Source organism: Streptomyces sp. NPDC005438, from assembly GCF_040606315.1.
Classification (GTDB): Bacteria; Actinomycetota; Actinomycetes; order Streptomycetales; family Streptomycetaceae; genus Streptomyces.
In genome coordinates this window covers 656,331-681,466 of sequence record NZ_JBEXEP010000001.1, presented here as the reverse complement: position 1 = coordinate 681,466, position 25,136 = coordinate 656,331, and the positions used below count along the sequence as shown (strand labels likewise).

Below are 25,136 nucleotides of genomic sequence, written 5' to 3'. Positions count from 1 at the left end.
GATAACCTTCGAGCCCCAGTTCAGAGGGCTTCGGGCCGGTTCGGTCACACCCCGACACCGGTTGGTGCCGGGGCGCGGCTCAGCCGGGGTAGACCGGGGCGGAGCCCTGTTCGGCGACGGTCTTCCAATTGGCGTCCGGGGGCAGCCGTACGATGCCGTCCCGGGACTCGGCGAGCAGCGGCTTGCTGTCGTCCTCGGTCGCGGCCACTCCGGTCACGTCGTTCAGACCGGGCAGGGTGGGCAGGTTGGTCACCGAACCGTCGGTCTGTACGTACTGCAGTTGCTCCACTCCGCCCTGTTCCCGGCCGACCACCACCAGTCGGCTGCCGCCGGCCCAGGAGGTGGCCACCACCTCCTCCAGGTGCGGGGCCACCGGGCGCAGTTGGGTCACCCGGACGGTGCGGTCACCCCGGGTGCCTCCGCGTTCCACCCGGCCCAGCTGGAGTGAGACCCGGTCGTCGTTGCCCCGGATACGCAGGGCGATCCGCGCCCCCTCGGAGGAGACCCGCAGGGACTCGATCCGTTCCCCGGCGCTCAGGTCGGGAACCTCCACCTCCTCGGGCTGTTCCACGCCGGCCCTGGCTCTCAGCAGTCGGGGGTGGGAGGGGTTGCGGTCGGCGACCCACACGTCCCCCAGGCCGTCCCAACTCGGCGCCGAGAGGCGGTCCTTCTCCTTCTTGGCGGTACTGGTCACCACCGGGTCGTTCAGGTTGGACTGGCGGGTGTTCTGCAGGGCGGCCACATACAGCGCCCGGCCTCCCCTGGCGACCGCGGCGCCCTGGGTCTCCTCACGGTTCACCGCGACCGAGCCCATCTGCACCTTGCCCTTGCCCAGGGGCCCGGTCACCGGCTTGGCCCGTTCGCGGTCGGCCGGAAGGGCGGCCACCCGGAACTGTCCGTCGACGAAGTACTGGTTCTCCGCCTGGCCGTTGAGCCGGTTGGGCTCGAAGATCTCGGCGTCCTCCCGGCGTTGGGCGCACAGCTCCTCTCCCGAGGAGTTGGTCAGCCGCACCCTGTTGACCTTGGCGGAGGCCTGGTCCTGCACGGTGTGCAGCAACTGCGCGGCCATCCGGCGGCACTGCCAGGAGTCGACACGGCGTGAGGTGACGGTCAGACGTACCGTCAGATGCCCGTCGTCGTCCAGGGACAGCCGCTGACCCTTGGCCAGCCGGGTGCCCTGTGGGAAGGCGGAGTCGGCCACCGGGCTGAGCCACTGGGTGGGGCCGTCCAGCAGCGAACGGACCGTCTCCGTCACCGGGTTGATCCGCCGCCGCAGGTACACCGGGTCGGCCACCAGCACGTCCTTGCCGCTGGCGACGGAGTCCGAGTCGGGTCCCAGGCGGGCGTAGAAGTAGGTGTTGACGGAGCGGTAGATCCGCTGGAAGTCGGTCTCCCCCAGGATGACCCCGTCCGGTAGCTGGTCGATCCGCCACTCCCCCTTCACCTTGGTGAGGTGGAACTCCTCGCGGTACGAGCCCTTGTCGGGGGCGTATCCGTGGGAGGCGTCGATCTTGGCGATCCGGGAGCCGCTCACCGACAGCGCGTTGTCCCCGTTGACCCGGGAGACCAGTTCACTGGTCACCGGCCCCTCGGTGAGGACCGTGGTGCCGGCGAACGGGTCCCACAGCCGGGCGCGTTCCTTGGTGAGGTACTCCCGGGCGGTGGCGAAGCTGGCCTCGTCACTGGTGGTGGCCTCCAGGAAGCCCCGCACGATCGCCCGGGGCTTCTCGCCCTTCTGCGGGCTCACCCCGAACACCCGCACCTGGGAGTCGGCGTCGGCCCGGTGGGAGGAGTCCACCCGCTTGGCGCTGCTCTCGTCGGGCATCCCCACACAGCCGGTCAGCCCGACCAGCATCAGGGCGCTCAGGGTCGCCCACACCCGGCTCCGCCGGAGCCTTCGCCCCCGATCAGCCGCCATGCCTTGCCCTCCTCATGGCCGGTCCCCGCGTGGTCGAACTCCGGTACCGGCCGGACTCGTCGGGGCCCGGGAGCCGGTTCGATCCGGCTCCTCGCCTTCCTCGTCCCGCGCCGTGGGGTTCCCGTTCTCGTTCTCGTCCAGGCCCGCGTTCGCGTTCGCGTTCCCCTGATGGTCGTCCGCGTCGTGCTCCCCGGGCTCCCGGTGTACGTCGGCCCCGTCGTCCTCCGCTGAGACCTGGACACGCGACGGGGCGGCGCCCCGGCTGTCCGGGGACTCCCCGGGCGTCGGGGCAGCCTCGCCCTCGCTGTCACCGCTCCGGGCTGTTTCCCCGCGTTCCGGCGCGGTGGATACGTCATCCACCTTGTCCGCCGGGAGGGAACGGTCAGCCCCCGTGGAGTGGTCGCCCTCGGGCGGTGTGCCACGGGTACGGCCCGGTATCGCCCCGTCCGCCCCTCGTTGACGGCGGGAGTCGGCGGGTTCCAGCGGCAGGGGCGAGCCCCTGAGGGTGTCGCCGGCCGTGGCGGGGAGGGTCAGCAGGAACTGGCTCCCACCGCCCGGCTCCCCCCAGGCCTGGAGCCAGCCGTTGTGCAACCGGGCGTCCTCCATGGCGATGGACAGGCCCAGCCCGGTACCGCCGGTGGTCCGGGCCCGTGCGGGGTCGGCCCGCCAGAAGCGGTTGAAGACCCGGGCGGCCTCCTCCGGCTTGAGCCCCACGCCGTAGTCACGCACCGCGACCGCCACCGCACCGGAACCGGAAGCCAGCCGTACCACCACGTCCCGGCCCTCACCGTGTTCCACCGCGTTGACCACGAGGTTGCGCAGCACTCGCTCGATACGGCGGCCGTCCGCCTCCGCCATGACCGGCCGGCCCTCGTCGACCACCAGCAGGCGGCCCCCCTTCCGCTCGGCCAGCGGTTCGGCGCCACTGACCACGCGTTGGACCACGTCCCGCAGGTCGATGGGTTCCGGTTCGAGGGCGGCGGCGCCGGCGTCGAACCGGCTGATCTCCAGCAGGTCGGCCAGCAGGGACTCGAAGCGGTCGAGCTGTCCCAGCAGCAGTTCCGCCGACCGTGCGGTGGCGGGGTCGAAGTCGCCCCTCGCCTCGTGGATGACGTCGGCGGCCATCCGTACCGTGGTCAGGGGAGTACGCAGCTCGTGGGAGACGTCGGAGACGAAGCGGCGTTGCATCCGCGACAGCTCCTCCAGCTGAACGATCTTCAACTGGAGGCTCTGGGCCATCTTGTTGAAGGACTCCCCGAGCCGCGCGATGTCGTCCTCGCCGGTGACCTTCATGCGCTCCTGCAACCTGCCGGCGGCCAGCCGCTCGGAGATGCCGGCGGCCATCCGCACCGGTGTCACCACCTGCCGCACCACCAGCCAGGCGATCCCGCCGAACAGCACCACGACGAACAGCCCGGCGGTCGCCACGGTGCCTCCGACCAGACTGAGGGTCTTCTCCTCCTGGTCGAACGGGAAGACGTAGTACAGCTGGTACGGGTTGCCGTCGGCGTCGTTGAGTCGCTTGCCGACGATGACGGCCGACTCGCCCTTGCCGTGGTCCCGATGGATCTTGGCGTACCGCTCGTGGGTACCGGGTTGCTCGTCCAGCGCCCGTCGCAGATCGGCCGGGATGCTCTCCTCGGGGCGGATGTTGCCGGAGGACCGGGGGCCCCGGGTGCCGGCGTCCTCGTTGCTGAGGAAGGGCGCCTCGTCGTTGCTGGACCCCAGGGCCACCACCGAGTAGACACCCTGGCCACCACTGGCCAGCTGCTCCACCAGGCTGGTCAACCAGGCCCCGGCCGTCTGCGGGGCGTTGCCCTGGGCGCGGCTACCCTGCTCGCCGGCGCCGCTGTCGGCCATCTCCTGTGCGACGGCGAACCCTCCGGCCGCCTGACTCTGCGCCGTCTGGCGCTTGGCGTCCAACAGCCCGTTGCGCACCTGGACGATCACCACCACGCCCAGCAGCACCACCACGGTCAGCGACATCAGCAGGCTGCTGACCACCACCCGCAGCTGGATGTTGCGGCGCCACAGCCGCTGGGCCGGGAGCAGGGGGCCCCGAACCCAGCGGATGAGGATCCGCAGCAGGGGGTGCGCCGGCCCGGGCGCCTGGCCCTCGGCCAGCAGCCCGTCCGACAGTTCGTGCCCCCGGCGCCTGAGCCGACCGATCACGGACATGTCAGCCTCGCCCTTGCCGAGCCGCCCACCGTCCTCACGGTGTGGAGACCGGACACCCTGGGACATCTCAGCTGGGTCCGGCCTTGTAGCCGACGCCACGAACGGTCACGACGATCTCCGGGCGCTCGGGGTCCTTCTCCACCTTGGAGCGCAGCCTTTGCACGTGCACGTTCACCAGTCGGGTGTCCGCGGCGTGCCGGTAACCCCACACCTGCTCCAGCAGCACCTCACGGGTGAACACCTGCCAGGGCTTACGGGCCAGCGCGACCAGCAGGTCGAACTCCAGGGGGGTGAGCGCGATGGACTGGCCGTCCCGCTTCACCGAGTGGCCGGCCACGTCGATGACCAGGTCCCCGATGGACAACTGCTCCGGTGCCGGCTCCTCGGACCTGCGGAGTCGTGCCCGGATGCGGGCCACCAACTCCTTGGGCTTGAACGGCTTGACGATGTAGTCGTCGGCACCGGACTCCAGGCCGACCACGACGTCCACGGTGTCGCTCTTGGCGGTCAGCATCACCACCGGGACCCCGGACTCCGCGCGGATCAGCCGGCATACCTCGATGCCGTCCCTTCCGGGCAGCATCAGGTCCAGCAGGACCAGATCCGGCTTGGTCTCACGGAAGGCGGCCAGCGCCTTGTCCCCGTCCGACACGAAAGATGGTTCAAAGCCTTCGCCGCGCAGCACGATGCCAAGCATCTCTGCCAGTGCGGTGTCGTCGTCGACGACAAGGACGCGTCCCTTCATATCGACATCATCCCATTGTCGTCTCTGGTTGATAGACCCTGGTGGTCCACGTCACTGAGCCCCCCGCCTCTTCCTCGTCAGCGTCACCTGGGGTGTTCCCCCGACCACGGTCACGCCCTTCTGTTCGCGGGGCACCACGCGGTGCTCCGCGCCGTCCTTGGACAGGCGCGAGGGCCCGACCGAAGCCGGCCGCCCTCCGCCCGGCCCGTACCGCGTCCGGCGGCGCCTCGACTCTTCCTCCGCGACCCGTCCGAGGGACCTTGGCGGCTCTCGGCGGCTCCGGGCGGCCCGCTGGGGTTCCCGGTTCAGCCGAGTTCGGCGACCGAGGCCCGGGTCACCGGTGATGCCACCCCTCGTTCGGTGACGATGGCCGTCACCAGCTCTGGAGGGGTCACGTCGAAGGCCGGATTGTATGCCTCGGCCCCCACCGGCGCGATGGCCCTGACACCGGTGCCCCCGTCAGGGACCGTGCCCAGGGCTCCCAGCGGCATGGTGACCTCCTCGGACGCGCGCTGTTCCACCACGATGTCGGCCCCCTCCTTGGTCTCGGGGTCGACCGTGGTCATGGGGGCCACCACCACGAAGGGGATTTGGTGGTACCGCGCCAGCACCGCCAGCGGGTAACTGCCCACCTTGTTGGCGACCGAGCCGTCGGCGGCGATGCGGTCCGCGCCGATCAGTACGGCGTCCACCTCTCCCTGGGAGAACAGTGACCCCGCCGCGTTGTCGGTGAGGACGCGGTACGGCATCCCCCAACGAGCGGCCTCGTAGGCCGTCAACCGCGCACCCTGGAGCAGGGGCCGGGTCTCGTCCACCCACAACCGCCGCAGTCGTCCCGCCTGTTGGGCCGCCCGCACCACCGCGAGGGCGGTGCCCTGGCCACCCGACACCAGGCTCCCGGTGTTGCAGTGGGTGAGCAGTCGGAGGGGGCCGTCCGGCACCAGCCGCTCCAACAGGCGCAGCCCGTGAGCCGCCATACGGTCGCTGTCCTCCGCGTCCTCGCGGTGCAGGGCGAAGGCCTCCTCCAGTGCCGCCTGGGCCGCCGCGTCCGGCCCGCTCCGGGTGAGGGCCTCGCGGTACGCGGTGACCGCGCGCCGTACTCCCACCGCGAGGTTGACCGCGGTCGGTCGGGCGTGCGCCAGCTGGTGGGCCGCCTCCTCCACGTCCACGCCTCGCGTCGCCGCCAGGGCCACTCCGTAGGCCCCGGCGATGCCCAGCAACGGGGCGCCGCGTACGGCCAGAGAGCGGATGGCATCCACCAACGCGGGCACGTCGGGGCACGCCAACTCGGATTCCTCCGAGGGGAGCCGGGTCTGGTCCAGCAGCACCACCTGGGGGCCGTCGCCAGCCCACTCCCAGCGCAGCACGGGTATGAAGGTGTCGGCCATGCGGTCAGTCTGCCCTCCTCGGGGCCACTGGCAGAAGAGGCTTCCAGGCATTCAAGGACAAGGCCCGTGGACCAACGGGCAGCGCACCGTGGCACGATGGCCCCAGCCAGGCAACCGAGAGACACCGCGCTTCCCTCCTCGCTGCCTGAGGGGGAACACCACACAAGGGGTGCACGATGAACAACTCTCCGGGCTGGGTCCCGCCCGGGTCCTCCCCCTCGGAACCCGATCCGGGGAGCCGCGAGGCACACACCGGGGACGAGGAGCGAGGCACCAGCGCGGAGGGTCCTCAGGGAACGGGGAACTGGTCCGCCCAGCAGCCCCCGGCAGCACCCCAGGGCTGGGGGGCGGCACCGCCACCCGGCGGGCACCCGCCCGGAGCGGGGCACTGGGGAGCCCCGGGCTCCGGCGCGTGGCACCAGCCCCCGGCCGCGAAGCCGGGCACCGTACCGCTGCGGCCACTGGGCCTGGGCGAGATCCTGGACGGCGCCGTCGCGACCATGCGCACCTACTGGCGGCCCGTACTGGGCATCTCGCTCGGGGTGGCCGTGGTCATGGAGACCATCGCCACCCTCGCCAACGGGATACTGCTGGACGGAACCGGCGGGCTGAACTTCAGCCAGGACTCGTCGACCACGGCCGCTGAGGCGAGTGGCGACTGGATCAGCCTGTTCGCCTACTTCCTGGGCGGTGTGATCGTCACGGCCATGCTCACCATCGTGGTGAGCCGGGGGGTCCTGGGCCGACCGGTGTCCGCCAAGGAGACATGGCGGGACTCCCGGCCCTGGCTGTTGCGTATGACGGGGCTCAGCCTGCTGCTGCTGTTGATCACCGTGGGCGCGGTCGTGGTCGGTTTCCTGCCCGGGCTGATGGTGCTGGCGATGGGCGCGGGCACTGGAGCCGCCTTGCTGGTCCTGCTGGGCGCGCTGGTGGGCATGGGGGTGGCGGTGTGGTTGTGGGTGCGCTTCAGTCTGGCCGCGCCCGCGCTGATGCTGGAGAAGCAGGGTGTCACCCAGGCGATGCGGCGTTCCGCCAAGCTGGTGCGGAACTCCTGGTGGCGGGTGTTCGGCATCCAACTGGTCACGATGATCCTGGTGTTCGTGGTGCAGGGCATCGTCGAGGTGCCGTTCTCGGTGGCGGCCAGTCTGGTGAGCGGTGAGAACGTCAGCGGCATGTTCGCCCAGGGGCACAGCCACGGGTGGGTGTTCCTGACCGTGCAGGCCCTCGGGGCGGTACTCGGGGCGGCGGTCACCCTGCCCCTGCGCGCGGGGGTCACCGCTCTGGTGTACCTGGACCTGCGTATCCGACGGGAGGCGCTGGACCTCGAACTCGCCCGTGCCGCGGGGCTGTCGCCGGAGGCCGAGGAGGGCACCCCAGGGGCCACGGGGAGTTGAGCCGGTGACCGTGGGCACGCTCGGCCTCGTAGGACGGGGGTGGTCCGTACCCTCGCGGGACGGGCCGCCCATCACCGTGCCGTCCGGGCCGGCGCGGGAGGCGGCCGAGCGTGAGCTGGCCAAGCCTCGGTACCACCAGGACGACCCCAGTTGGTACGAACGGCTGCTGAACTGGTTCTGGGAGAAGGTCGGTGAACTGCTCAACACCGCCGTGGATTTCGCACCCGGAGGCTGGGTGGGGCTGGCCGTGGTCGTCCTGCTGGTGCTCGGCCTGATCGGCGCGCTGTGGTGGCGTCTGGGCGGACGGCAACCCCACACCACGAGCAGCCCCGCCCTGTTCGAGGAGGGTCCCCGCGCCGCCGACGACCACCGTGCGCTGGCCGCCCGGTACGCCAGGGAGGGCGACTGGAGCGGCGCGGTGCAGGAGCGGATGCGTGCCCTGGTGCGCTCCCTGGAGGAACGCGCCGTGTTGGAGCCGCGCCCGGGGCGCACGGCGGACGAGGCCGCCGCCGAGGCGGGGGCCGCCCTGCCCCGGCACCGGGACGGACTGCGCCAGGCGGCGTTGCGCTTCGACGAGACCACGTACGCCCACCAGCCGGCGGACGAGGTCACGTACCACCAACTGCGGCTGCTGGACGAGGAAGTGGCCCGCACCCCGGTCGTCACCGGCCCGGCCGAGACCGAACGCGCGCCCTCACTGAGCGGGGGTCCCTGGTGAGCGGCACCCCGGTGAACGGCGCGCTGGACGGCGACGGTGGGCCCACCTCGGTGTCGCCGGGGGCCGCCGCGCTGTGGCGAAGCTCCCGGCCACTGGTGCTGGGCGTGGTGGTGCTGCTGGTGGCCGGCCTGGGGATCGCCGCGCTCCGCTCCGGGGAGCAGCACGGTGCCCTCGACCCCCGCTCGCCCGACGCCTACGGCACCAGGGCGGTGGCGGAACTGCTGCGGGACCGAGGGGTCGGGGTCTCGGTGGTGGACGGTTCCAGGGAAGCCGTACGGCGGGCGAACCGCGACGCCACCGTGGTGGTCGCCCTGCCCGACGAACTCACCAGGTCCCAGCAGTCCAGGCTCCGTTCGGTGACGGACCGGGGTGCCCGACTCCTCCTGTTGGCACCCGGCGACGACGCCGTGCGCCAACTTGCTCCCGGGGTGCGGGCGCGGGGGAAGGTGGCCGACGACCTCACGCCACCGGACTGCGACTTCGCCCCGGCCGAACGCGCCGGCGAGGCGACGATGGGCGGCCGACGCTACGCGTCCGCAGAGGCCGAGGACAGCTGTTACCTGCGGGACGGGAAGCCGTCCCTGCTTCGGCTGAAGGGCACCGCGGCGGGTTCGGACACGGTCGTTCTCGGCTCGTCCCGCCCTCTGGTGAACGAGCAGTTGGACGAGGCGGGCAACGCCTCGCTGGCGCTTCAGTTGTTGGGTACGCGCGAACACGTGGTCTGGTACCTGCCTTCCTCGGCCGAGGTCACCGCCGACGAGGAACGGGGCCTTCTCGACCTGCTGCCGGACGGTTGGTCCTGGGGGGCACTGCAGTTGGGCGTCGCCGCTGTGCTGGCGGCCCTGTGGCGGGGGCGGCGGCTGGGCCCCCTGGTGGTGGAGCGGCTGCCGGTGTCCGTGCGGGCCTCGGAGACGACCGAGGGGCGGGCCCGCTTGTACCGGGCGACGCGTTCCCGTGGCCGGGCCGCCGAGATGCTGCGTTCCTCCTGTCGGGTTCGGTTGGCCTCCCATCTGGGGCTGTCCTCCCGGGCCGCGCACACCAGCGAAGTGGTCAGCTCGGTGGCCGGCTACTCGCGTCTGGACGTGGGACGGATCGATCAGTTGCTGTTCGGGCAGGCGCCCTCCGACGACGACGAACTGGTCCGTCTCGTCGACCGACTCGACGCCCTGGAAGCTGAGGTCCGGGGTGAGACCCCCGCCTCCTCGGCCGCCCCTCCCGGAAGGGCCGGGGAGATCACCGGCCGCACACCTACTCGTACAGACAAGGAGCGCACCGAGTGAGCGCCCCCTCTCCCGACAAGGCACGCGAAGCGCTGGAGAACCTGCGCACCGAGATCGCCAAGGCGGTGGTCGGCCAGGACGCGGTGGTCACCGGCATGGTGGTCGCTCTGCTGTGCCGTGGCCACGTACTGCTGGAAGGTGTGCCCGGTGTGGCCAAGACGCTGCTCGTACGCGCTCTGGCCACAGCCCTGGAACTGGACACCAAGCGGGTGCAGTTCACCCCCGACCTGATGCCCAGCGACGTCACTGGCTCCCTGATCTACGACAGCCGCAACGCCGACTTCTCCTTCCAACCGGGACCGGTGTTCACCAACGTGCTGCTGGCGGACGAGATCAACCGCACCCCGCCCAAGACCCAGGCGTCGCTGTTGGAAGCGATGGAGGAACGTCAGGTGTCGGTGGACGGCACCCCGCGTCCGCTGCCGGAGCCCTTCATGGTGGCCGCGACACAGAACCCGGTGGAGTACGAAGGCACATATCCCCTCCCTGAGGCACAACTGGACCGGTTCCTGTTGAAGTTGAACGTGCCGCTGCCGGGCCGGGCCGAGGAGGTCGACGTACTGACCCGGCACGCGCGGGGGTTCAATCCCCAGGATCTGGAAGCCGCGGGCGTGCGGCCGGTGGCCGGGGCGGAGGAACTGTCCGCCGCCCGGGCCGGAGTCGCCGAGGTCTCGGTGTCCCCCGAGGTCACCGGCTATGTCGTCGATATCTGTCGTGCCACTCGTGAATCCCCCTCGCTGTCCCTGGGCGCCTCGCCCCGTGGTGCTGCCGCTCTGCTGGCCACGGCCCGTGCCTGGGCCTGGCTCACCGGACGCGACTACGTCATCCCCGACGACGTGAAGGCGCTGGCCCTGCCCACCCTCCGCCACCGGCTCCAACTCCGCCCGGAAGCCGAGATGGAAGGTGTTTCCTCCGACAACGTGGTCCGGTCGACGCTCTCGCACGTCCCCGTACCCCGCTGAGACGGCTGCCCGATGGCACTCACCGGACGCACCGCCCTGGCTGCCGCGCTGGCCTCCCTGGCTGTCGGTCTGCTGCTTCCCAGCTGGACCGGCCTGCTCGTGGTCCAACTCGCCCTGCTGGTGGCAATCCTGATCGATCTGTTGTTCGCCGCGCCAGTGAGAACGCTCCGGTTCACACGAAGCGGTGAAACATCCGTTCGACTCGGCGAGTGCGCCGAGGTCTCCCTGCTCGTCGCCAATCCCAGCGGGCGTCGGCTGCGCGGTGTTCTGCGGGACGCCTGGGAACCCAGCGCCTGGCGGCCGGGAACGGAACCGGCCGCCTCCCGGCACCCGTTGGACGTGCCCGCGCGGGAGCGGCGACGGTTGACCACCACTCTGTGTCCGACCCGGCGGGGCGACCGCACGGCACAACGGGTCACGGTGCGCTCGCTGGGCCCCCTGGGGTTGGCCGCCCGCCAGGGAAGCCACCGGGTGCCCTGGACCGTACGCGTCCTCCCGGCCTTCGAAAGCCGGCGCCATCTGCCGGCGAAGCTCGCCCGGCTGCGCGAGCTGGACGGCCGTACCAGCGTGCTCACCCGAGGGGAGGGCACCGAGTTCGACAGTCTCCGCGAGTACGTGCCCGGCGACGACACCCGCTCCATCGACTGGCGGGCGACCGCGCGGCAGTCCACCGTCGCGGTGCGGACCTGGCGGCCCGAACGAGACCGACAGATCGTGGTCGCCCTGGACACCGGCCGCGCCAGCGCCGGCCGGGTCGGGGACGTGCCCCGGCTGGACGCGGCGATGGACGCCGCCCTGCTGCTGTCCGCGTTGGCGACCAGGGCCGGTGACCGTGTGGATCTGTTGGCCTATGACCGCAGGCCGCGCACCACGGTACGAGGGCGTACCGCTTCGCAGGCACTGCCGGCCTTCGTGGAGGCGATGGCGGCTCTGGAACCGGCACTGCTGGAGTCCGACCACCAGGTGATGGGCTCAGTCGTGCAGCGCTTGGCGAGGCGCGGTTCGCTGCTGGTCCTGCTGACCGGGCTGGAGACCGCCGCCGTCGAGGAGGGGCTGTTGCCGGTACTCCCGCTGCTGACGGCCCGCCACACCGTGCTGGTGGCGGCGGTGGGCGACCCCCGGATCGAGGAGATGGCCGCCGCACGCGGAGGCCCCCGCGAGGTGTACGAGGCGGCGGCGGCCGAACGGACCCGGGCCGAGCGGCGCCAGATCGCCGACCGGCTACGGGAGAGCGGCGTCCTGGTGGTGGACGCGCCCCCACAGCGGCTTCCTCCGATGCTGGCGGACGCCTACCTGGCGCTCAAGGCCGCCGGGCGTCTGTGACCGTTCAGGCGGCGGTGGGCACCGTCGCCGGCCGGTCCGCCTCCTCCACGTCGCCGGTCTCCCCCTCCCGCACCGCCCGCTTCCCCAGCAGGAAGACATAGGCGAGGAACAGTCCCTCGGCCAGCACGCCGATACCGATACGGGCCCCGGTCGGCAGCCCCGACGGCGTCACGAACGCCTCGATCACCCCGGACACGAACAGCACCAGCGCCAGTCCCATGGCCATCCCGAGGGCCGCCCGCCCCTCCTCGGCCAGCGCCGCCCGCCGACTGCGGTACCCCGGATCGATCACCGTCCACCCCAGCCGCAGTCCGGTGCCTGCAGCTACGAACACGGCCGTCAGCTCCAGCAGTCCGTGCGGAAGGATCAGCCCCAGGAAGACGTCCAGCCGGCCCGCCGACTGCATCAGCCCCAGGCCGACGCCGAGGTTGACCAGGTTCTGGAACAGCACCCACAGCACCGGAACGCCCAGGAACACCCCGAAGACCAGGCAGATCGCCACCGCCTGGGCGTTGTTGGTCCACACCTGGGCCGCGAAGGAGGCGGCGGGGTTGCTGGAGTAGTAGCTCTCGTACTGGCCACCCGGCCGGGTCATCTCCCGCAGCGCGTCCGGGGCGGCGATGCTGGCCCGCACCTGGGGACTGGCGCCGATCCACCAGCCCAACAGCGCGCTCACCACCACCGACACCAGCGCGGTCGGCACCCACCAGTGGCGGGCGCGGTAGACGGCGGCCGGAAAGCCGGCGGTCAGGAAGCGCCCCGCGTCCCGCCAACCGGCCGTGCGGGGCGCGGTGACCGCGCTCCTCCCCCGGGCGACCAGCGAGGTCAGATGGGCTACCAGCGCCGGGTCGGGTGCCCGGGACCGCACCTGTGAGAGGTGCGTGGTGGTGCGCTGGTACAGGGCGATGAGCTCGTCCACCTCACATTCCGAGAGCCTGCGACGTTTACGTAGGAGAGAGTCCAGGCGGTCCCACTCACCGCGATGGGCGGTGACGAACACATCGAGGTCCATGGACAGCAGCTTCGCAGACGGTCCGAGGGCCACGGCAGACTGGTGCTGTCGGTCGACACGGGAGAGACAGGAGGTATCACCTTGAGTGACCTGGTCACTGGTGAGGCGGTCGAGCTGGGTCTGAGGCCGGCCCGGCTACTCAGCCGTGCCGTGGCGGTCCTCATCGACCTGGTGGTGACGTGGACGGTGTTCCTGCTGTGCTCGGTGGCACTGCTGTCCCTGATCAGTTCGCTGGACGTGGCGGCGATGGCCGCCCTTCAGGTCGGCCTGGTCATGTTGGTGCTGGTCGGCGGGCCGGTCGCTCTGGAGACGCTCACCCACGGCCGTTCCATCGGCAAGATCGCCTGCGGTCTCCGTGTGGTGCGGGAGGACGGCGGCCCCATCCGGTTCCGGCACGCCCTGGTTCGCGGGGCTGTGGGAGTGGTGGAGATCCAGCTTCTCCTGGGCACCGTCGCCTGTATCGCCTCGTTGGTGTCCGAGCGAGGCAGGAGGGTGGGTGACGTGTTCGCGGGCACCCTGGTGATACGGGAACGCATCCCGACCGTGGGCGGCGTCGGACTTCCTCCGCCTCCTCCCCGTCAGCGGATGTTCGTCACCCTCGACCTCTCCCGGGTGCCGGACGGCCTGTGGCTGGGAATCCGCCAGTACCTGTTGCGCGCGGGGCAGTTGGACCCGGCCGTCAGCCGCTCCATGGCCGAACGGTTGGCTCAGGACCTCTCCCGGCTGACCGGGGCGCCCCCACCGGCGGGGATGGACCCGGTCACCTACCTCACCGCGGTGGTGGCCGAACGGCAGACCCGGGACACCCAGCGAGTCCTGGGCTCCCAGGGCAACCCACCTCCAGGGACCGGCCAGGCTCCCGGTGGAGGCGCCCCTCCGGGGACGGCGCCCGGACGGCCCCCAGCGGGCCAGCCAGCCGCACCCGCCGGAGCCGAGCCCATACCCGGCGCCCCCGGAGTCCCGGAACGCTCCGGGGGCGGTGCCCCCTCCCAGAACCCCGGCCGGCGACTGCCCTCCCCAGACGCAGAGGAAAGCCCAACGCCAGCCCCACGTACGGGATTTGTCCCACCCGCCTGAACGGTGCCCCTCAGACCGGGGCGCCCGCTCAGGGCCAGGAGCCCGCTCCTGGCCTCTCGGCGCCACTACTGGCGTCGTGCTGGGGCGAAGGCCTCCAGGGTGACGGACCGGTCAGCTACTGATCTCGTCAGGCCGGGCCGGCGTGGGGCAGGGCGGAGGGCGGTGACTCCAGGTCCTCCAATTCCACACCGGGGGCCGCCACCACGACGTCGCCCGCCAGGTGTACGTCGTGCCGGTCACCGGTGTGCAGGTCGCTGACCTGGTAGTGGCGCACCACCAGCGGGCCCAGGTCCGTGCGGTGGGTGTCGGTGTCCAGCAACGCCCAAGCCTGGTCGACCGTGCGAGGTGCCAGTACGGGCGGGGTCAGCTCCACGAGTCGGGTACGCACCGGCGCGGTGGAGTCCGGCCCCAACAGCAGAGCGGTGGCCACCAGAAAGGCGGGCGAGGCGCCGGTGAAGGAGTGGGCGGCTGCGTTGCCCTCCTGCCCGTGCTGTCCCGCGGGGTCGGAGCGCACCCAGGTCACACCGTCCAGGGCCGCACCCCGCACCCGCCAGGAGGAGGCGTGGGCCTCCAACCGGATGGGGCGTCCCCGCTCGTCCAGGGTCAGGTCCAGGGAACCGGAGTGCTCCTCGGAGGGAGAGAGGACCTGCGAGACATAACGCCAGCCGGAGGGCCCGACCGCGCAGTGGAAGTGTTCGTATCCGAGAAGCGAATGGTCGTGGGAGTCATAGAGCGCATAGCGACCGCGCGGCATGGTCGTGCCCGTCCTGAACGGTGGATCGTGAGCGGACCGCCACGGCACCCGAGGGCCGAGGCGTCTTCGCACCGTACCGCCCATGGCCCGAGAGGAGTCGGCCACCCGTCCTCCCGCGACGAGCACCCGCCATGGCGAGGCACGGCGGTGGCAGGGGCCGCGCGGTTCGGGGCGAGGCGGAACGACACCCGCGCGAGGGGGACCGACCGGAGAACGGCGACACCGGGCGAGGTCCCCGCCGAGGGTGGGCTCGGCCATCTGCTCCACCTCCGCCCAGCCCAGGGGGTACAGGCCGGTGACCGCACGCCCCGTACCGCAGCGATCAGGGAGTGGGCGTCACGGCCAATTCTCCTGTGCGGTACGGGAGTCACGGGACTCCGCAGGCCTCGCCCCTGCGCGGCCCGCAGGCGACGGGGAACCAGGGCAGGCCCGCACGAGGGGCAACCGACAACAACCGGGGAAGGGACGGTCCTCCGTGAGACCGAGGCGTGGCCAGGGACAGGGCATCCCCACTCCACGGGGGCTCGTGGGAGCCTCACGGAGAGCGGGAGCCGCTGGGATGACGGAACACGCCCGGTACGCCAAGGCGCCCGACCGGGTGCCGGTCGGGCGCCTTGTTCACCTCGCTCGGATCCACTGCCGGATCCGGCCGCTGGTCACCTCGTCACCGAGAACCGCAGGTTCGGGCGGCGAGACTTGGAGACCGCCGGGCTTCGGTGGCCTGGTGCGGTCAGTAGCGGTAGTGGTCCGGCTTGTAGGGGCCCTCGACGGGCACCCCGATGTAGGAGGCCTGGTCCTCGCGCAGCGTGGTCAGCCGCACGCCCAGGGCGTCCAGGTGGAGGCGGGCCACCTTCTCGTCCAGGTGCTTGGGCAGCACGTGGACGTCCGTGGGGTACTCCTCCGGCTTCGAGAACAGCTCGATCTGCGCGATCGTCTGGTTGGCGAAGCTGTTGGACATCACGAAGGAGGGGTGCCCGGTCGCGTTGCCCAGGTTCAGCAGCCGGCCCTCGGACAGCACGATGATCGCCTTGCCGTCCGGGAAGGTCCAGGTGTGCACCTGCGGCTTGACCTCGTCCTTGACGATGCCGTCGATCTTGGCCAGGCCGGCCATGTCGATCTCGTTGTCGAAGTGGCCGATGTTGCCCACGATGGCCTGGTGCTTCATCCGGGTCATGTCGGACGCCATGATGACGTCCTTGTTGCCCGTGGTGGTGACGAAGATGTCGGCGGTCTCCACGAAGTCCTCGAGGGTGGCGACCTGGTAGCCGTCCATCGCGGCCTGGAGGGCGCAGATCGGGTCGATCTCGGTGACGACCACCCGGGCACCCTGACCGCGCAGCGACTCGGCACAGCCCTTGCCGACGTCACCGTAACCACAGATCACGGCGACCTTGCCGCCGATCAACACGTCGGTGGCCCGGTTGATGCCGTCGACCAGGGAGTGGCGGCAGCCGTACTTGTTGTCGAACTTGGACTTGGTCACCGAGTCGTTGACGTTGATCGCCGGGAACAGCAGGTTGCCGTCACGGTGCATCTCGTACAGGCGGTGGACACCGGTGGTGGTCTCCTCGGTGACACCACGGATCTCCGAGGCCAGCTGGGTCCACTTCTGGGGGGTCTCGGCGATGGTGCGCGTCAACACCTCCAGGATGACGCGGTGTTCCTCGTTCTCGGCGGTGGAGACGTCCGGGACGGCCCCGGCCTTCTCGTACTCCACACCCTTGTGGACGAGCAGGGTGGCGTCGCCACCGTCGTCCAGGATCATGTTCGGCCCACCGGTGGGGGCGTCAGACCAGGTCAGGGCCTGCTCCGTGCACCACCAGTACTCCTCCAGCGTCTCGCCCTTCCAGGCGAAGACCGGCACGCCCTGGGGGTTGTCGACGGTGCCCTCGGGACCGACGGCCACCGCGGCGGCGGCGTGGTCCTGAGTGGAGAAGATGTTGCAGGAGGCCCACCGCACCTGGGCACCCAGGGCGACCAGGGTCTCGATCAGCACGGCGGTCTGCACGGTCATGTGCAGGGAACCGGTGACGCGGGCCCCGGCCAGCGGCTGCTGGGCGGCGTACTCCTTGCGGATGGACATCAGGCCGGGCATCTCGTGCTCGGCGAGATTGATCTCCTTACGGCCGAAGGCCGCCAGAGAGAGGTCGGCGACCTTGAAGTCCTGACCGGTCGCGTTCTGCGCGGTCGTCGTCATGTGAGCTGCTCCTCGTGGTAGCGAGTGGCGGTCCGTGCCGCGGCGCAGTGAACCGCCCCCTGGGCGGTCGGGTACGACCTGCCTCGGGGCATAGTTGTCCTCTGGTCACAGCGCAGTCCGTCGGAGGCCCTCTCTCCCTCGGTGGGCCCGGTGTGGGCCGACCGACCGCCATCAGCAGCGACGCACGTGCTGTAGAGAAATCTACACCGCACCCCCAGTCGACCGGATGGGTTCCCCTCGGGGCAAGTGGCAGTCTCCCGGAATCAGCACGGTGCCGTAGACGGCCTCCGCACTCCGTCTCCCACGGTCACCCCTGACCAGCACCGCACCCGCCCCGAACGCACCCCCGAGCAGCAGTCACCGAAACCCCTTGGACACCCCGAACCCCCGCTCCGGTGACCCACACCACACCGTGGAGGCCGGAGTGAGAACGCTCACCCGACAGACAGGCACCGCGTACGGCGCACCCCCACCGCCCCTCGCCCACAGAGGTAAACGGACCGCCCCACTGCCGGGGCCAGCGGACCGGAGTAGGCCCACCACATCCTGCTGATCCGCCCGGTCAAGCCGGCCCACACCACAGCCGGCCGGACGCCCCGGCACCCCCATACGGTCGGCGAACCGACACCGCGAAACCCCTGCACCCAGGTCACCGACTCCCAGCGCCCGAACGGACCGGGCCGCCTCGGACAAGTGACCGCCAAGCGGCAAACGCCCCGGAGTAGCACCGGGAAGCACGCCCACGACCACCTCGGGCGCGACGCACCGGAAGACCCGTCGGTGCTCGGCGAACCGGTAACCGCGCCCCAGCCGACAAGCCCCGGCCACCGCACAAGCCAGGTCAGCCCCAGGACACGAGGCCGCCCCGGCACGTAGCCCTCACCCCCGACCGCACCGACCGACGTCACCCCTCACCGGCCGGGACCACCACAGCGGACGCTCGCGCCCGACCACCTCTCCCGAGCCTCGTGCGCCCGACCGCAACCCGCGAAGGAACAGACGGTCCGGGCCACCGCGATACTCCCCGCCCCCGTATGTCCCCCAACTGCCGGCGCCCTCGGGGCTCGTGGGCGAACGCGGGAGCGAGCGGGCGACACCTCAGCCGTGGACGACACCGGCACCACCCCACCCTCGTGGCCCGCCGGTCCTCGTACCGGCCGCCCAAGGGCACCGCCCCGACCGCAGGGCACTCCTCTGAGGACGGCTCGACTCGCCCCAAGGCGACTGAAGGTGACAGGAAGGGCAAGGGCGCCCCAGACCCACCAACGGACTCCACACGAGCCACGTCACACGGAGTCACGTCGAAGCAACCCCCACCACCGCAGCGGGCCAGGGACCCCAGCAACCGAGAAACCACGCCCTGCCCCGACCCCGCGACCACGCGCCCCCCAGAAAAGCGACTCGACCCACCCCGTGGCGCCGAGGCAGCGGGAAGGGGCAAAGGGGGACCCCCGGACTGACAGGCGGACTCAGTACGGAGGGACCGTCGAGGTGGCCCCCAGCGGGCCCGGGGACCTCAGCGGCCGAGGAGCCGCAGCGCAAGCGCTGGGCCGTGGCGCGAGGGTGGCCCCGCCCGGCACGTCGAGGTATCGCGGGACCGGACGGCGCCCCGACATCGGGGGCAATGATCCGTGCGACCTCCGACATCACCGCTGGCCGAGCGGCCTCGCGACATCGGGGGCGCCGTCCAGGGCGCCACCAGGGGTGCCGTCGGGGCTCCGTACCCCGTCAGCGCTCCGAACCGGCGCTCTGGGCCTCGGAGTTGAGGGGGGAGCGGGCGATGTCCGGCTCCAGGTAGATGACCCTGGCGATGGGCACCGCCTCCCGCACTCGGGCCTCGGCCTCGTCGATGGCCTCGGCCACCTGGAGGGCGGTGGCGTCCCCGCGTACCCCGATCTTGGCGGCGACCAGCAGTTCCTCGGGGCCGAGGTGCAGGGTGCGCATGTGGATCAGCGAGGTGACGCTCTCGCCGTCCACCACGGCCTCGCGAATCCGGTCCCGCTCCGAGGGGTCGGCGGACTCGCCCAGCAGCAGCGACTTGGTCTCGGCGGCGAGTACCAGGGCGATCACCACCAGCAGCACCCCGATGCACAGGGTGCCGACGCCGTCCCAGACACCGTTGCCGGTGAGCAGCGCCATCCCGACGCCGCCCAACGCCAGCACCAGACCGACCAGGGCGCCCAGGTCCTCCAGCAGCACCACCGGCAGTTCGGGCGCCTTGGCGCGGCGGACGAACTGGGTCCAGGTCATGCTGCCCCGCAGCTCGTTGGACTCCTTGATGGCGGTACGGAAGGAGAGGGTCTCGGCGATGATCGCGAACACCAGCACGCCCACCGGCCAGTACCAGTGCTCCAGCTCGTGGGGGTGCTTGATCTTCTCGTAGCCCTCGTAGAGGGCGAAGACGCCACCGATGCTGAACAGCACGATGGCGACCAGGAAGCTGTAGATGTAGCGCTCCCGGCCGTAGCCGAAGGGGTGCTCGTCACTGGCCTCCCGCTTGGCCCGCTTGCCTCCGAGGAGAAGCAGGCCCTGGTTGCCGGAGTCGGCGAGCGAGTGCACCCCCTCCGCGAGCATGGAGGACGAGCCACTGAAGGCGAAGGCGACGAACTTGCTGACGGCGATGGCGAGGTTGGCGCCCAACGCGGCGACGATCGCCTTGTTTCCGCCCGATGCGCTCATGCGGGATGACACTCCTTCGACGCGGGGTGCTCATCCCCCGACCTGTTCCGGTACGCCCCAGGCCGGTGCGGTCAGTCCCCGCCCACCGGCACGGTGGCGCGGAAGAGCGTACCGTCCCCCCGTGCGGCCACCCTTTCCCCGGCCGGAACGTACACCGACTCCCCACGTCGTAGCGGAAGTCGCTCCTCCGAACCGGGCCGGGAGCCGTTTCCCTCCAGGGTGACCGAACCGGCGCCGCAGAGCAGGATCTGCGGCGCCTCCCTCCGCAGGTCCACCGGCGCCGACCCCGGTGCCAGGGCGAACCGGGAGAGCCGGAACTCCCTGGTGGGCGTCTGGTACACCTCCTCGCCCCCGCCGTTGGCCTCGGGGCGGAGCACCCCCGGCTCGCCGGGGGTGAACCGTACGATCCGCAGCAGTTCCGGGACGTCCACGTGCTTGGGGGTCAGCCCACAGCGCAGCACGTTGTCCGAGTTGGCCATGATCTCCAGGCCCAGGCCGGACACGTAGGCGTGCGGCACCCCGGCGTCCAGGTGGAGCGCCTCCCCCGGTGCCAGCACCACGTGGTGCAGCAGCATCGCGGCGACCAGCCCGGGGTCCCCGGGGTGGTGCTGGGCGATGCGGGCGTAGCAGTCGTAGTCGGCCGCCCACTCTCCGCCCCGGGCCGCCAACTCCCCGGCCGCCTCGGCGGTGTGGTGCACGGTGGCGGCCATCTGCTCCCGGTCGGCGCCCAGTACGGCCGTCAACACCTCGCGCAGCGCCCCCTCCTCGGGCCGGGCGTACAGGAGGTCCACGTACGGCTTGAGCGCGTCCACTCCCAGTCCGGCCAGCAGCTGTGCGGCCTCGGCCGCCGGCCGGAACCCGCACAGCCCCTCGAACGGGGTGAGCGCACAGACCAGTTCGGGCTTGTGGTGGGCGTCCTTGTAGTTACGGTGGGCCGCTTCGAGCGGCACCCCCTCGGCCTCCTCGCGGGCGAAGCCCTCCCTCGCCTGCCGCTCGTCCGGGTGCACCTGGAGCGACAGGGGGGCGTGCACCCCGAGCACCTTCAGCAGGAACGGCAGCCGGGGCCCGAAGGCGTCCAGCGGGCCGTCCCCCAACTCCCCCGCCGGGTCGGCCGCGATGACGTCCGACAGGGGGGCGGGCCCGGCCCCCCTGTCCACCCGGGAGGGGGCCAACGGGTGCCCGCCCATCCACAGTTCGGCCTGGGGTTCACCGGTGGCCTCCTCACCGAGGAACTCGGGCAGCGCGGTGGTCGAACCCCAGGCGTAGGGGCGGACGGTGTTGTGCAGGCGATCCATCGGTCGGGCTTCCTGACTGTGCGGGCCGGTGCGGAAGGGGTGCGGCGCGGAGAACTACCGGGGGCCGTGCCGAGGTCGGTGGGCGCGCGCCGGCCTCATGATGGGTCGCGGCCGGCGAGCGTCAGGTAAACGGCGGCGAAATCCAGGGTGGCGATCAGCTCGGCCACGCCCTCCAGCGGTGTCAGACCCTCCGCCGGTTCCAGCTCGGTCAGCGCGGTCTCGCGGGCGTAGGCCAGTTCCCTGGCGGCCGGGCTGGGCGAGTCCGCGTCCGGCGGGCCCTCCCGTACCAGCACCACGTGGACCCGCAGGGGCTCGGGCTCCTCCACCCGGTCCCGGAAGAAGTCCTCCGGGTCCTGCCCGCCGCCCAAGGTGCCGGACAGCAGGGCCGGGTGCTCCACCAGGGCCTCCGGCAGCCGGGCGGTGAGCGTGGGGCGGCCGGCCAGGCCGGTGAGCAGGGTCGCGGCGTGCCGGGCGGCGGCGCCCGCCAGCTCGCCCTCGCTCCACAACACCGGTACCGCGTCGGCCAGTTCGGCCGCCAGCGCCTTGGCCGGGTTGTCGTAGGTGGCCTGGGCCGGGCCACAGCGTTCGGCCACCGAGTCCAGCCGGTCGGCCAACGCCTGGAGCGCCTTCGGCGGAGCGGAGACCAGGCCCACCCGGTCGCCCAGCACCAACAGCGGGGTGAGCAGGGCCCACAGGGCTCCCGGCGACACCCGGCGGGCGTCGGCCGGGTTCTCCACGCCCTCGGCCTCCAGCGGGGTACGGGCCAGGGGCACCGGAAGTCCGCGCGCCTGGCGGGCCGCCTCGGCCAGCGGAGCCTCGGGAGGGCAGACCGTGACCACGGTGCAGCCCCGCCGGTACGCCTGCTCCACCAGCAGGGCCAGCCCCGGTTCGTGCCCCTCGCAACTGGCCAGCAGCAACAGGTCCATCGGCCCGGCCCAGCCGGGCAGGGCCCAGCGCAGCGCGTCCGGGTCACCGAGCGGCCCGGTGGGCCGCACCAGGGTCACCGGGAGGGCGCCGCCGCCCATGGCGTCCAGCAGGTCGGCCACACAGGAGGCGGTGGGGCTCTGGCCGGCGACCAGCACCGCCCTGGGCCGACCCTCGGGGCTCAGCCGGTCCAGGCCGACCTCGTCGGCCAGCCGGATCGCCGACCGTACGCGGGCCCCGGCCTCGGCCGTACCGCGCAGCAACGCGTCACGGTCCACTCGGGCCAGGGCCTCGGGGCTGTCGAGCAGCGACTCGTCGAGCATCTCGGGGGCCTTTCGCTGGATGTCGGTCACGATGTGCGGTGGTTCCGGCCCCCGTGGTCGCGGCTCAGTCGGCGCGACGTGCCTCGTCCACCAGCAGCACCGGGATGCCGTCCCGGATGGGGTAGACCAGCCGGCAGCCCTCGGCGGTGCACCGCAGCTCCTCGCTCCCCTCCTCCAGGGCGCCGTGGCACGCCGGGCAGGCGAGGATCTGGAGCAGGCCGGCTTCGAGCGGCATGAGAGGGGTCCCTTCGGGTCAGGGCGACTGTGCCGTCAGGGTACCGCCGAGCCGTCGGGCGCGCGGCGGGTGTGGGGCACCAGCGGACTCCGGCACGGGCTCGGTCGCGGGTCAGCCCCGCACCAGGGCCAGCACCTCGTCGCGTACCCGGGCCATGGTCGCCTCGTCCCGTGCCTCGACGTTGAGCCTCAGCAGGGGCTCGGTGTTGGAGGCGCGGAGGTTGAACCACCAGTCCCGGGCGGTGACCGTGAGTCCGTCCAGCTCGTCCAGCTCCACTCCCTCGCGCCCGGTGTACGCGGCCTTGACGGCGGCGGCCCTGGCGGGCTGGTCGGCCACGGTGCTGTTGATCTCGCCGGAGGCGGCGTAGCGGTCGTAGGAGGACACCCACTGGGAGAGCGGGCCGTCCTGTTCGGCGAGGGCGGCCAGCACGTGGAGGGCGGCCAGCATCCCGGTGTCGGCGTTCCAGAAGTCCCGGAAGTAGTAGTGGGCGGAGTGCTCGCCGCCGAAGATCGCCCCGGTGCGGGCCATCTCCTGCTTGATGAAGGAGTGCCCGACCCTGGTGCGGACCGGTGTGCCGCCGTGTTCGCGCACCACCTCGGGCACCGACCAGGAGGTGATGCAGTTGTGGATCACGGTGCCGCCGCTGTGCTTGGCCAGTTCGCGGGCCGCCACCAGGGCGGTGATCGCCGAGGGGGACACCGGTTCGCCCCGCTCGTCCACCACGAAGCAGCGGTCGGCGTCGCCGTCGAAGGCCAGGCCCAGGTCGGCGCCGACCTCGCGCACCCGCTGCTGGAGGTCGACGATGTTCTTGGGGTCGAGGGGGTTGGCCTCGTGGTGGGGGAAGGTGCCGTCCAGCTCGAAGTACATCGGCTCCAGTTCCAGCGGCAGCCCCTCGAAGACGGTGGGGACGGTGTGGCCGGCCATGCCGTTGCCGGCGTCGACCACCACCCGCAGGGTCCGGCCGCCCTCCAGTCCGGCGAGCCGGCGCAGGTGGTCGGCGTACTCGGTGAGCAGTTCCCGGTGGTGAAGGGAGCCCGGCTGGTCGGCCGGCCGGGGTGGGCCCTCGGTCATCCAGGCCTCGACCAGGGAGCGGATCTCGGACAGCCCGGTGTCCTGTCCGACCGGGGCGGCGCCGGCGCGGCACATCTTGATGCCGTTGTACTGGGCGGGGTTGTGGCTGGCGGTGAACATCGCGCCGGGCAGGTCCAGCAGCCCGCTGGCGAAGTACAGCTGGTCGGTGGAGCACAGTCCGATCTCGGTGACGTCGGCCCCCCGGGCGCGGGCACCCTCACCGAAGGCGCGGGCCAGCCCGGGCGAGGAGGGGCGCATGTCGTGTCCGACGACCAGGGCCTCGGCCTGGGTGACCTGTACGAAGGCCGCTCCGAACAGGGCGGCCAACCCCTCGTCCCACTGATCGGGTACGACTCCTCGCACGTCGTACGCCTTCACCAGCTGCGAAAGATCGGCCACGGCCGTCCCCTTCCGAGGTCGTTGTGCGGGAGGTCAAATCTACCGCTCGATCCTCGCGGGGCCCTGTTACCTGGGAGTTAACGCCCGGTGTGGGTGCTCAGCTGTCCGGCGAGCGCAGGATGCGCAGATGTCCACGGCGGGCGACCTCCATGGGGTCGCCGCCTCGGGGTGCGGGCTTCTCGGCCCGGTCCGGCGGGGTGGCTTCCCGGGGGGTGCGGGCGGCTTCGCGCACCGCGTTCGCCAGGGCCTCCAGGTCGTCCCCGCTGGGGCGCGGGGGGCCGGTGTCCACGGCCAGCCGTACGACCTCCCAGCCCCGGGGGGCGGTGAGCCGCTCGGAGTGCTCCGAGCACAGGTCGTAGCAGTGGGGTTCGGCGTAGGTGGCGAGGGGGCCGAGGACGGCCGTGGAGTCCGCGTAGACGTACGTCAGCGTCGCGACGGCGGGACGGCCGCATGCGGTGCGCGAACAACGGCGTACTGGACTCACGATGGTGGACGGTACCGCACTCGTGAGCGGGCTGCGACGACTCGCCCCGGGCTCACTCTCTCGTGTCGTTCCGTATCGTCGGGAACGCCCGGACCGTGGAGCTGGGCACCCCGGTACCGGGCCGACGGGATTCGGACATCCTGCTGCCGGAAATCGCTCATCAGCCGTACGGAATACGGCAGTTCGTCCACGGGGAGGCGCGCCATGACGGCCGAGACCGGGCACCCGCGAGGACAGTACGGTCAACTCCTGACATCGAGGGCGATCACGGATCGCTCACCCTCAGGCCGCCGAGAGCTACGCTCAAGCCGATGAGCAGCCCCGACCCGACCCCCCGCCCCGCCCGCCGACGCCACCGCGACCGCCACGGTCGGGGTATGCGCGGGCCGGTCGCCCCTCCCCAGGTGCCCCTGGCGATCAGCAGGTCCGCCTCCTTCGACGACCTGGTGCGGGACAGCGCCGAACGGCTGGAGCGGCACTGGCCCCAGCTCGCCTCGGTGGACTTCGCGGTGCAGGAGGTGCCCCAGGTGCGCGACAACGGCCAGCAGCCGGAGGGGGTGCCCTTGGGGCGCGCCGTCGACGGCAAGGGGCAGCGCCCGGACCGGGTGGTGATCTACCGCCGCCCGGTGGAGCTGCGCACCCGGGGCCGGGAGGAGCGGGCCCTGTTGGTGCACGAGGTGGTGGTGGAACAGGTGGCCGAACTGCTGGGCCTGGCCCCCGAGTCGGTCGATCCCCGGTACGGGCAGGAGTGAACGCCCCCCTGGGGCCGGCTCCGGTGGC

General features: G+C 71.8%; 20 protein-coding genes. 7 read left to right on the top strand and 13 right to left on the bottom strand.

Going from position 1 to position 25,136, the window contains the following annotated elements:
* Window positions 1–79 precede the first annotated feature (79 nt).
* The 4 genes from ABZT14_RS02800 to mtnA all read right to left on the bottom strand — a co-directional run bounded on the left by ABZT14_RS02800 (window position 80) and on the right by mtnA (window position 6,229).
* Window positions 80–1,918, bottom strand: coding sequence for an LpqB family beta-propeller domain-containing protein (locus tag ABZT14_RS02800; RefSeq protein ID WP_356295907.1), 1,839 nt, complete (start codon window positions 1,916–1,918; stop codon window positions 80–82).
* 12 nt (window positions 1,919–1,930) lie between these two features.
* Window positions 1,931–4,096, bottom strand: a complete 2,166-nt coding sequence (gene mtrB, locus ABZT14_RS02795; RefSeq protein WP_356295904.1) for an MtrAB system histidine kinase MtrB — start codon at window positions 4,094–4,096, stop codon at window positions 1,931–1,933.
* Window positions 4,097–4,163: 67 nt separating this feature from the next.
* Complete coding sequence (mtrA, locus tag ABZT14_RS02790; protein ID WP_356295901.1) at window positions 4,164–4,841, bottom strand: two-component system response regulator MtrA; 678 nt, start codon at window positions 4,839–4,841, stop codon at window positions 4,164–4,166.
* Between the two features lie 305 nt (window positions 4,842–5,146).
* Window positions 5,147–6,229, bottom strand: coding sequence for an S-methyl-5-thioribose-1-phosphate isomerase (gene mtnA, locus ABZT14_RS02785; RefSeq protein WP_356295898.1), 1,083 nt, complete (start codon window positions 6,227–6,229; stop codon window positions 5,147–5,149).
* Window positions 6,230–6,405: 176 nt separating this feature from the next.
* Between mtnA and ABZT14_RS02780 the strand changes: the two genes are divergently transcribed.
* From ABZT14_RS02780 to ABZT14_RS02760, 5 genes are read left to right on the top strand one after another with little or no spacing between them, the layout of a single operon-like run.
* Window positions 6,406–7,623 carry a glycerophosphoryl diester phosphodiesterase membrane domain-containing protein gene (locus tag ABZT14_RS02780; RefSeq protein ID WP_356295895.1) on the top strand — a complete coding sequence of 406 codons (1,218 nt, stop codon included), beginning with the start codon at window positions 6,406–6,408 and terminating at the stop codon, window positions 7,621–7,623.
* Window positions 7,624–7,627: 4 nt separating this feature from the next.
* Window positions 7,628–8,341, top strand: a complete 714-nt coding sequence (locus ABZT14_RS02775; protein ID WP_356295892.1) for a DUF4129 domain-containing protein — start codon at window positions 7,628–7,630, stop codon at window positions 8,339–8,341.
* Window positions 8,338–9,621 carry a DUF4350 domain-containing protein gene (locus tag ABZT14_RS02770; protein WP_356295889.1) on the top strand — a complete coding sequence of 428 codons (1,284 nt, stop codon included), beginning with the start codon at window positions 8,338–8,340 and terminating at the stop codon, window positions 9,619–9,621. The genes ABZT14_RS02775 and ABZT14_RS02770 overlap by 4 nt, the downstream gene beginning before the upstream one ends.
* Window positions 9,618–10,583 carry a MoxR family ATPase gene (locus tag ABZT14_RS02765; protein WP_356295886.1) on the top strand — a complete coding sequence of 322 codons (966 nt, stop codon included), beginning with the start codon at window positions 9,618–9,620 and terminating at the stop codon, window positions 10,581–10,583. The genes ABZT14_RS02770 and ABZT14_RS02765 overlap by 4 nt, the downstream gene beginning before the upstream one ends.
* 12 nt (window positions 10,584–10,595) lie before the next feature.
* On the top strand, window positions 10,596–11,906 hold the full coding sequence (locus tag ABZT14_RS02760; RefSeq protein WP_356295884.1) for a DUF58 domain-containing protein: 1,311 nt from the start codon (window positions 10,596–10,598) through the stop codon (window positions 11,904–11,906).
* Between the two features lie 4 nt (window positions 11,907–11,910).
* Here ABZT14_RS02760 and ABZT14_RS02755 read toward each other — a convergent pair whose 3' ends face one another.
* Window positions 11,911–12,918, bottom strand: coding sequence for a stage II sporulation protein M (locus ABZT14_RS02755; protein WP_356295880.1), 1,008 nt, complete (start codon window positions 12,916–12,918; stop codon window positions 11,911–11,913).
* An 81-nt stretch (window positions 12,919–12,999) separates the two neighbouring features.
* Between ABZT14_RS02755 and ABZT14_RS02750 the strand changes: the two genes are divergently transcribed.
* Window positions 13,000–13,995 carry an RDD family protein gene (locus ABZT14_RS02750; RefSeq protein ID WP_356295877.1) on the top strand — a complete coding sequence of 332 codons (996 nt, stop codon included), beginning with the start codon at window positions 13,000–13,002 and terminating at the stop codon, window positions 13,993–13,995.
* A gap of 127 nt (window positions 13,996–14,122) precedes the next feature.
* On the opposite strand, the gene ABZT14_RS02745 is transcribed toward ABZT14_RS02750, so the two are convergent.
* From ABZT14_RS02745 to ABZT14_RS02710, 8 genes are all read right to left on the bottom strand, one after another.
* Window positions 14,123–14,749 carry a hypothetical protein gene (locus tag ABZT14_RS02745; RefSeq protein WP_356295874.1) on the bottom strand — a complete coding sequence of 209 codons (627 nt, stop codon included), beginning with the start codon at window positions 14,747–14,749 and terminating at the stop codon, window positions 14,123–14,125.
* Window positions 14,750–15,479: 730 nt separating this feature from the next.
* The gene (gene ahcY / locus ABZT14_RS02740; protein WP_356295871.1) at window positions 15,480–16,946 is read right to left on the bottom strand and encodes an adenosylhomocysteinase; all 1,467 of its coding nucleotides are present in this window, start codon (window positions 16,944–16,946) and stop codon (window positions 15,480–15,482) included.
* 1,728 nt (window positions 16,947–18,674) lie between these two features.
* Window positions 18,675–19,625 (bottom strand): cation diffusion facilitator family transporter, encoded by a 951-nt coding sequence (locus tag ABZT14_RS02735; protein WP_356295868.1) that lies wholly within the window; start codon window positions 19,623–19,625, stop codon window positions 18,675–18,677.
* Window positions 19,626–19,696: 71 nt separating this feature from the next.
* Window positions 19,697–20,920: a mannose-6-phosphate isomerase, class I gene (manA, locus tag ABZT14_RS02730; RefSeq protein WP_356295865.1), complete on the bottom strand. Its 1,224-nt coding sequence runs from the start codon at window positions 20,918–20,920 to the stop codon at window positions 19,697–19,699.
* A gap of 95 nt (window positions 20,921–21,015) precedes the next feature.
* The gene (locus ABZT14_RS02725) at window positions 21,016–22,167 is read right to left on the bottom strand and encodes an SIS domain-containing protein (RefSeq protein ID WP_356297021.1); all 1,152 of its coding nucleotides are present in this window, start codon (window positions 22,165–22,167) and stop codon (window positions 21,016–21,018) included.
* 64 nt (window positions 22,168–22,231) lie between these two features.
* Window positions 22,232–22,402, bottom strand: coding sequence for a Trm112 family protein (locus tag ABZT14_RS02720; RefSeq protein ID WP_356295862.1), 171 nt, complete (start codon window positions 22,400–22,402; stop codon window positions 22,232–22,234).
* Between the two features lie 111 nt (window positions 22,403–22,513).
* Window positions 22,514–23,872: a phosphomannomutase/phosphoglucomutase gene (locus ABZT14_RS02715; protein ID WP_356295859.1), complete on the bottom strand. Its 1,359-nt coding sequence runs from the start codon at window positions 23,870–23,872 to the stop codon at window positions 22,514–22,516.
* Window positions 23,873–23,969: 97 nt separating this feature from the next.
* Window positions 23,970–24,359, bottom strand: a complete 390-nt coding sequence (locus ABZT14_RS02710; RefSeq protein ID WP_356297019.1) for a DUF3499 domain-containing protein — start codon at window positions 24,357–24,359, stop codon at window positions 23,970–23,972.
* 308 nt (window positions 24,360–24,667) lie between these two features.
* Between ABZT14_RS02710 and ABZT14_RS02705 the strand changes: the two genes are divergently transcribed.
* The gene (locus tag ABZT14_RS02705; protein WP_356295856.1) at window positions 24,668–25,108 is read left to right on the top strand and encodes a metallopeptidase family protein; all 441 of its coding nucleotides are present in this window, start codon (window positions 24,668–24,670) and stop codon (window positions 25,106–25,108) included.
* Window positions 25,109–25,136 lie beyond the last annotated feature (28 nt).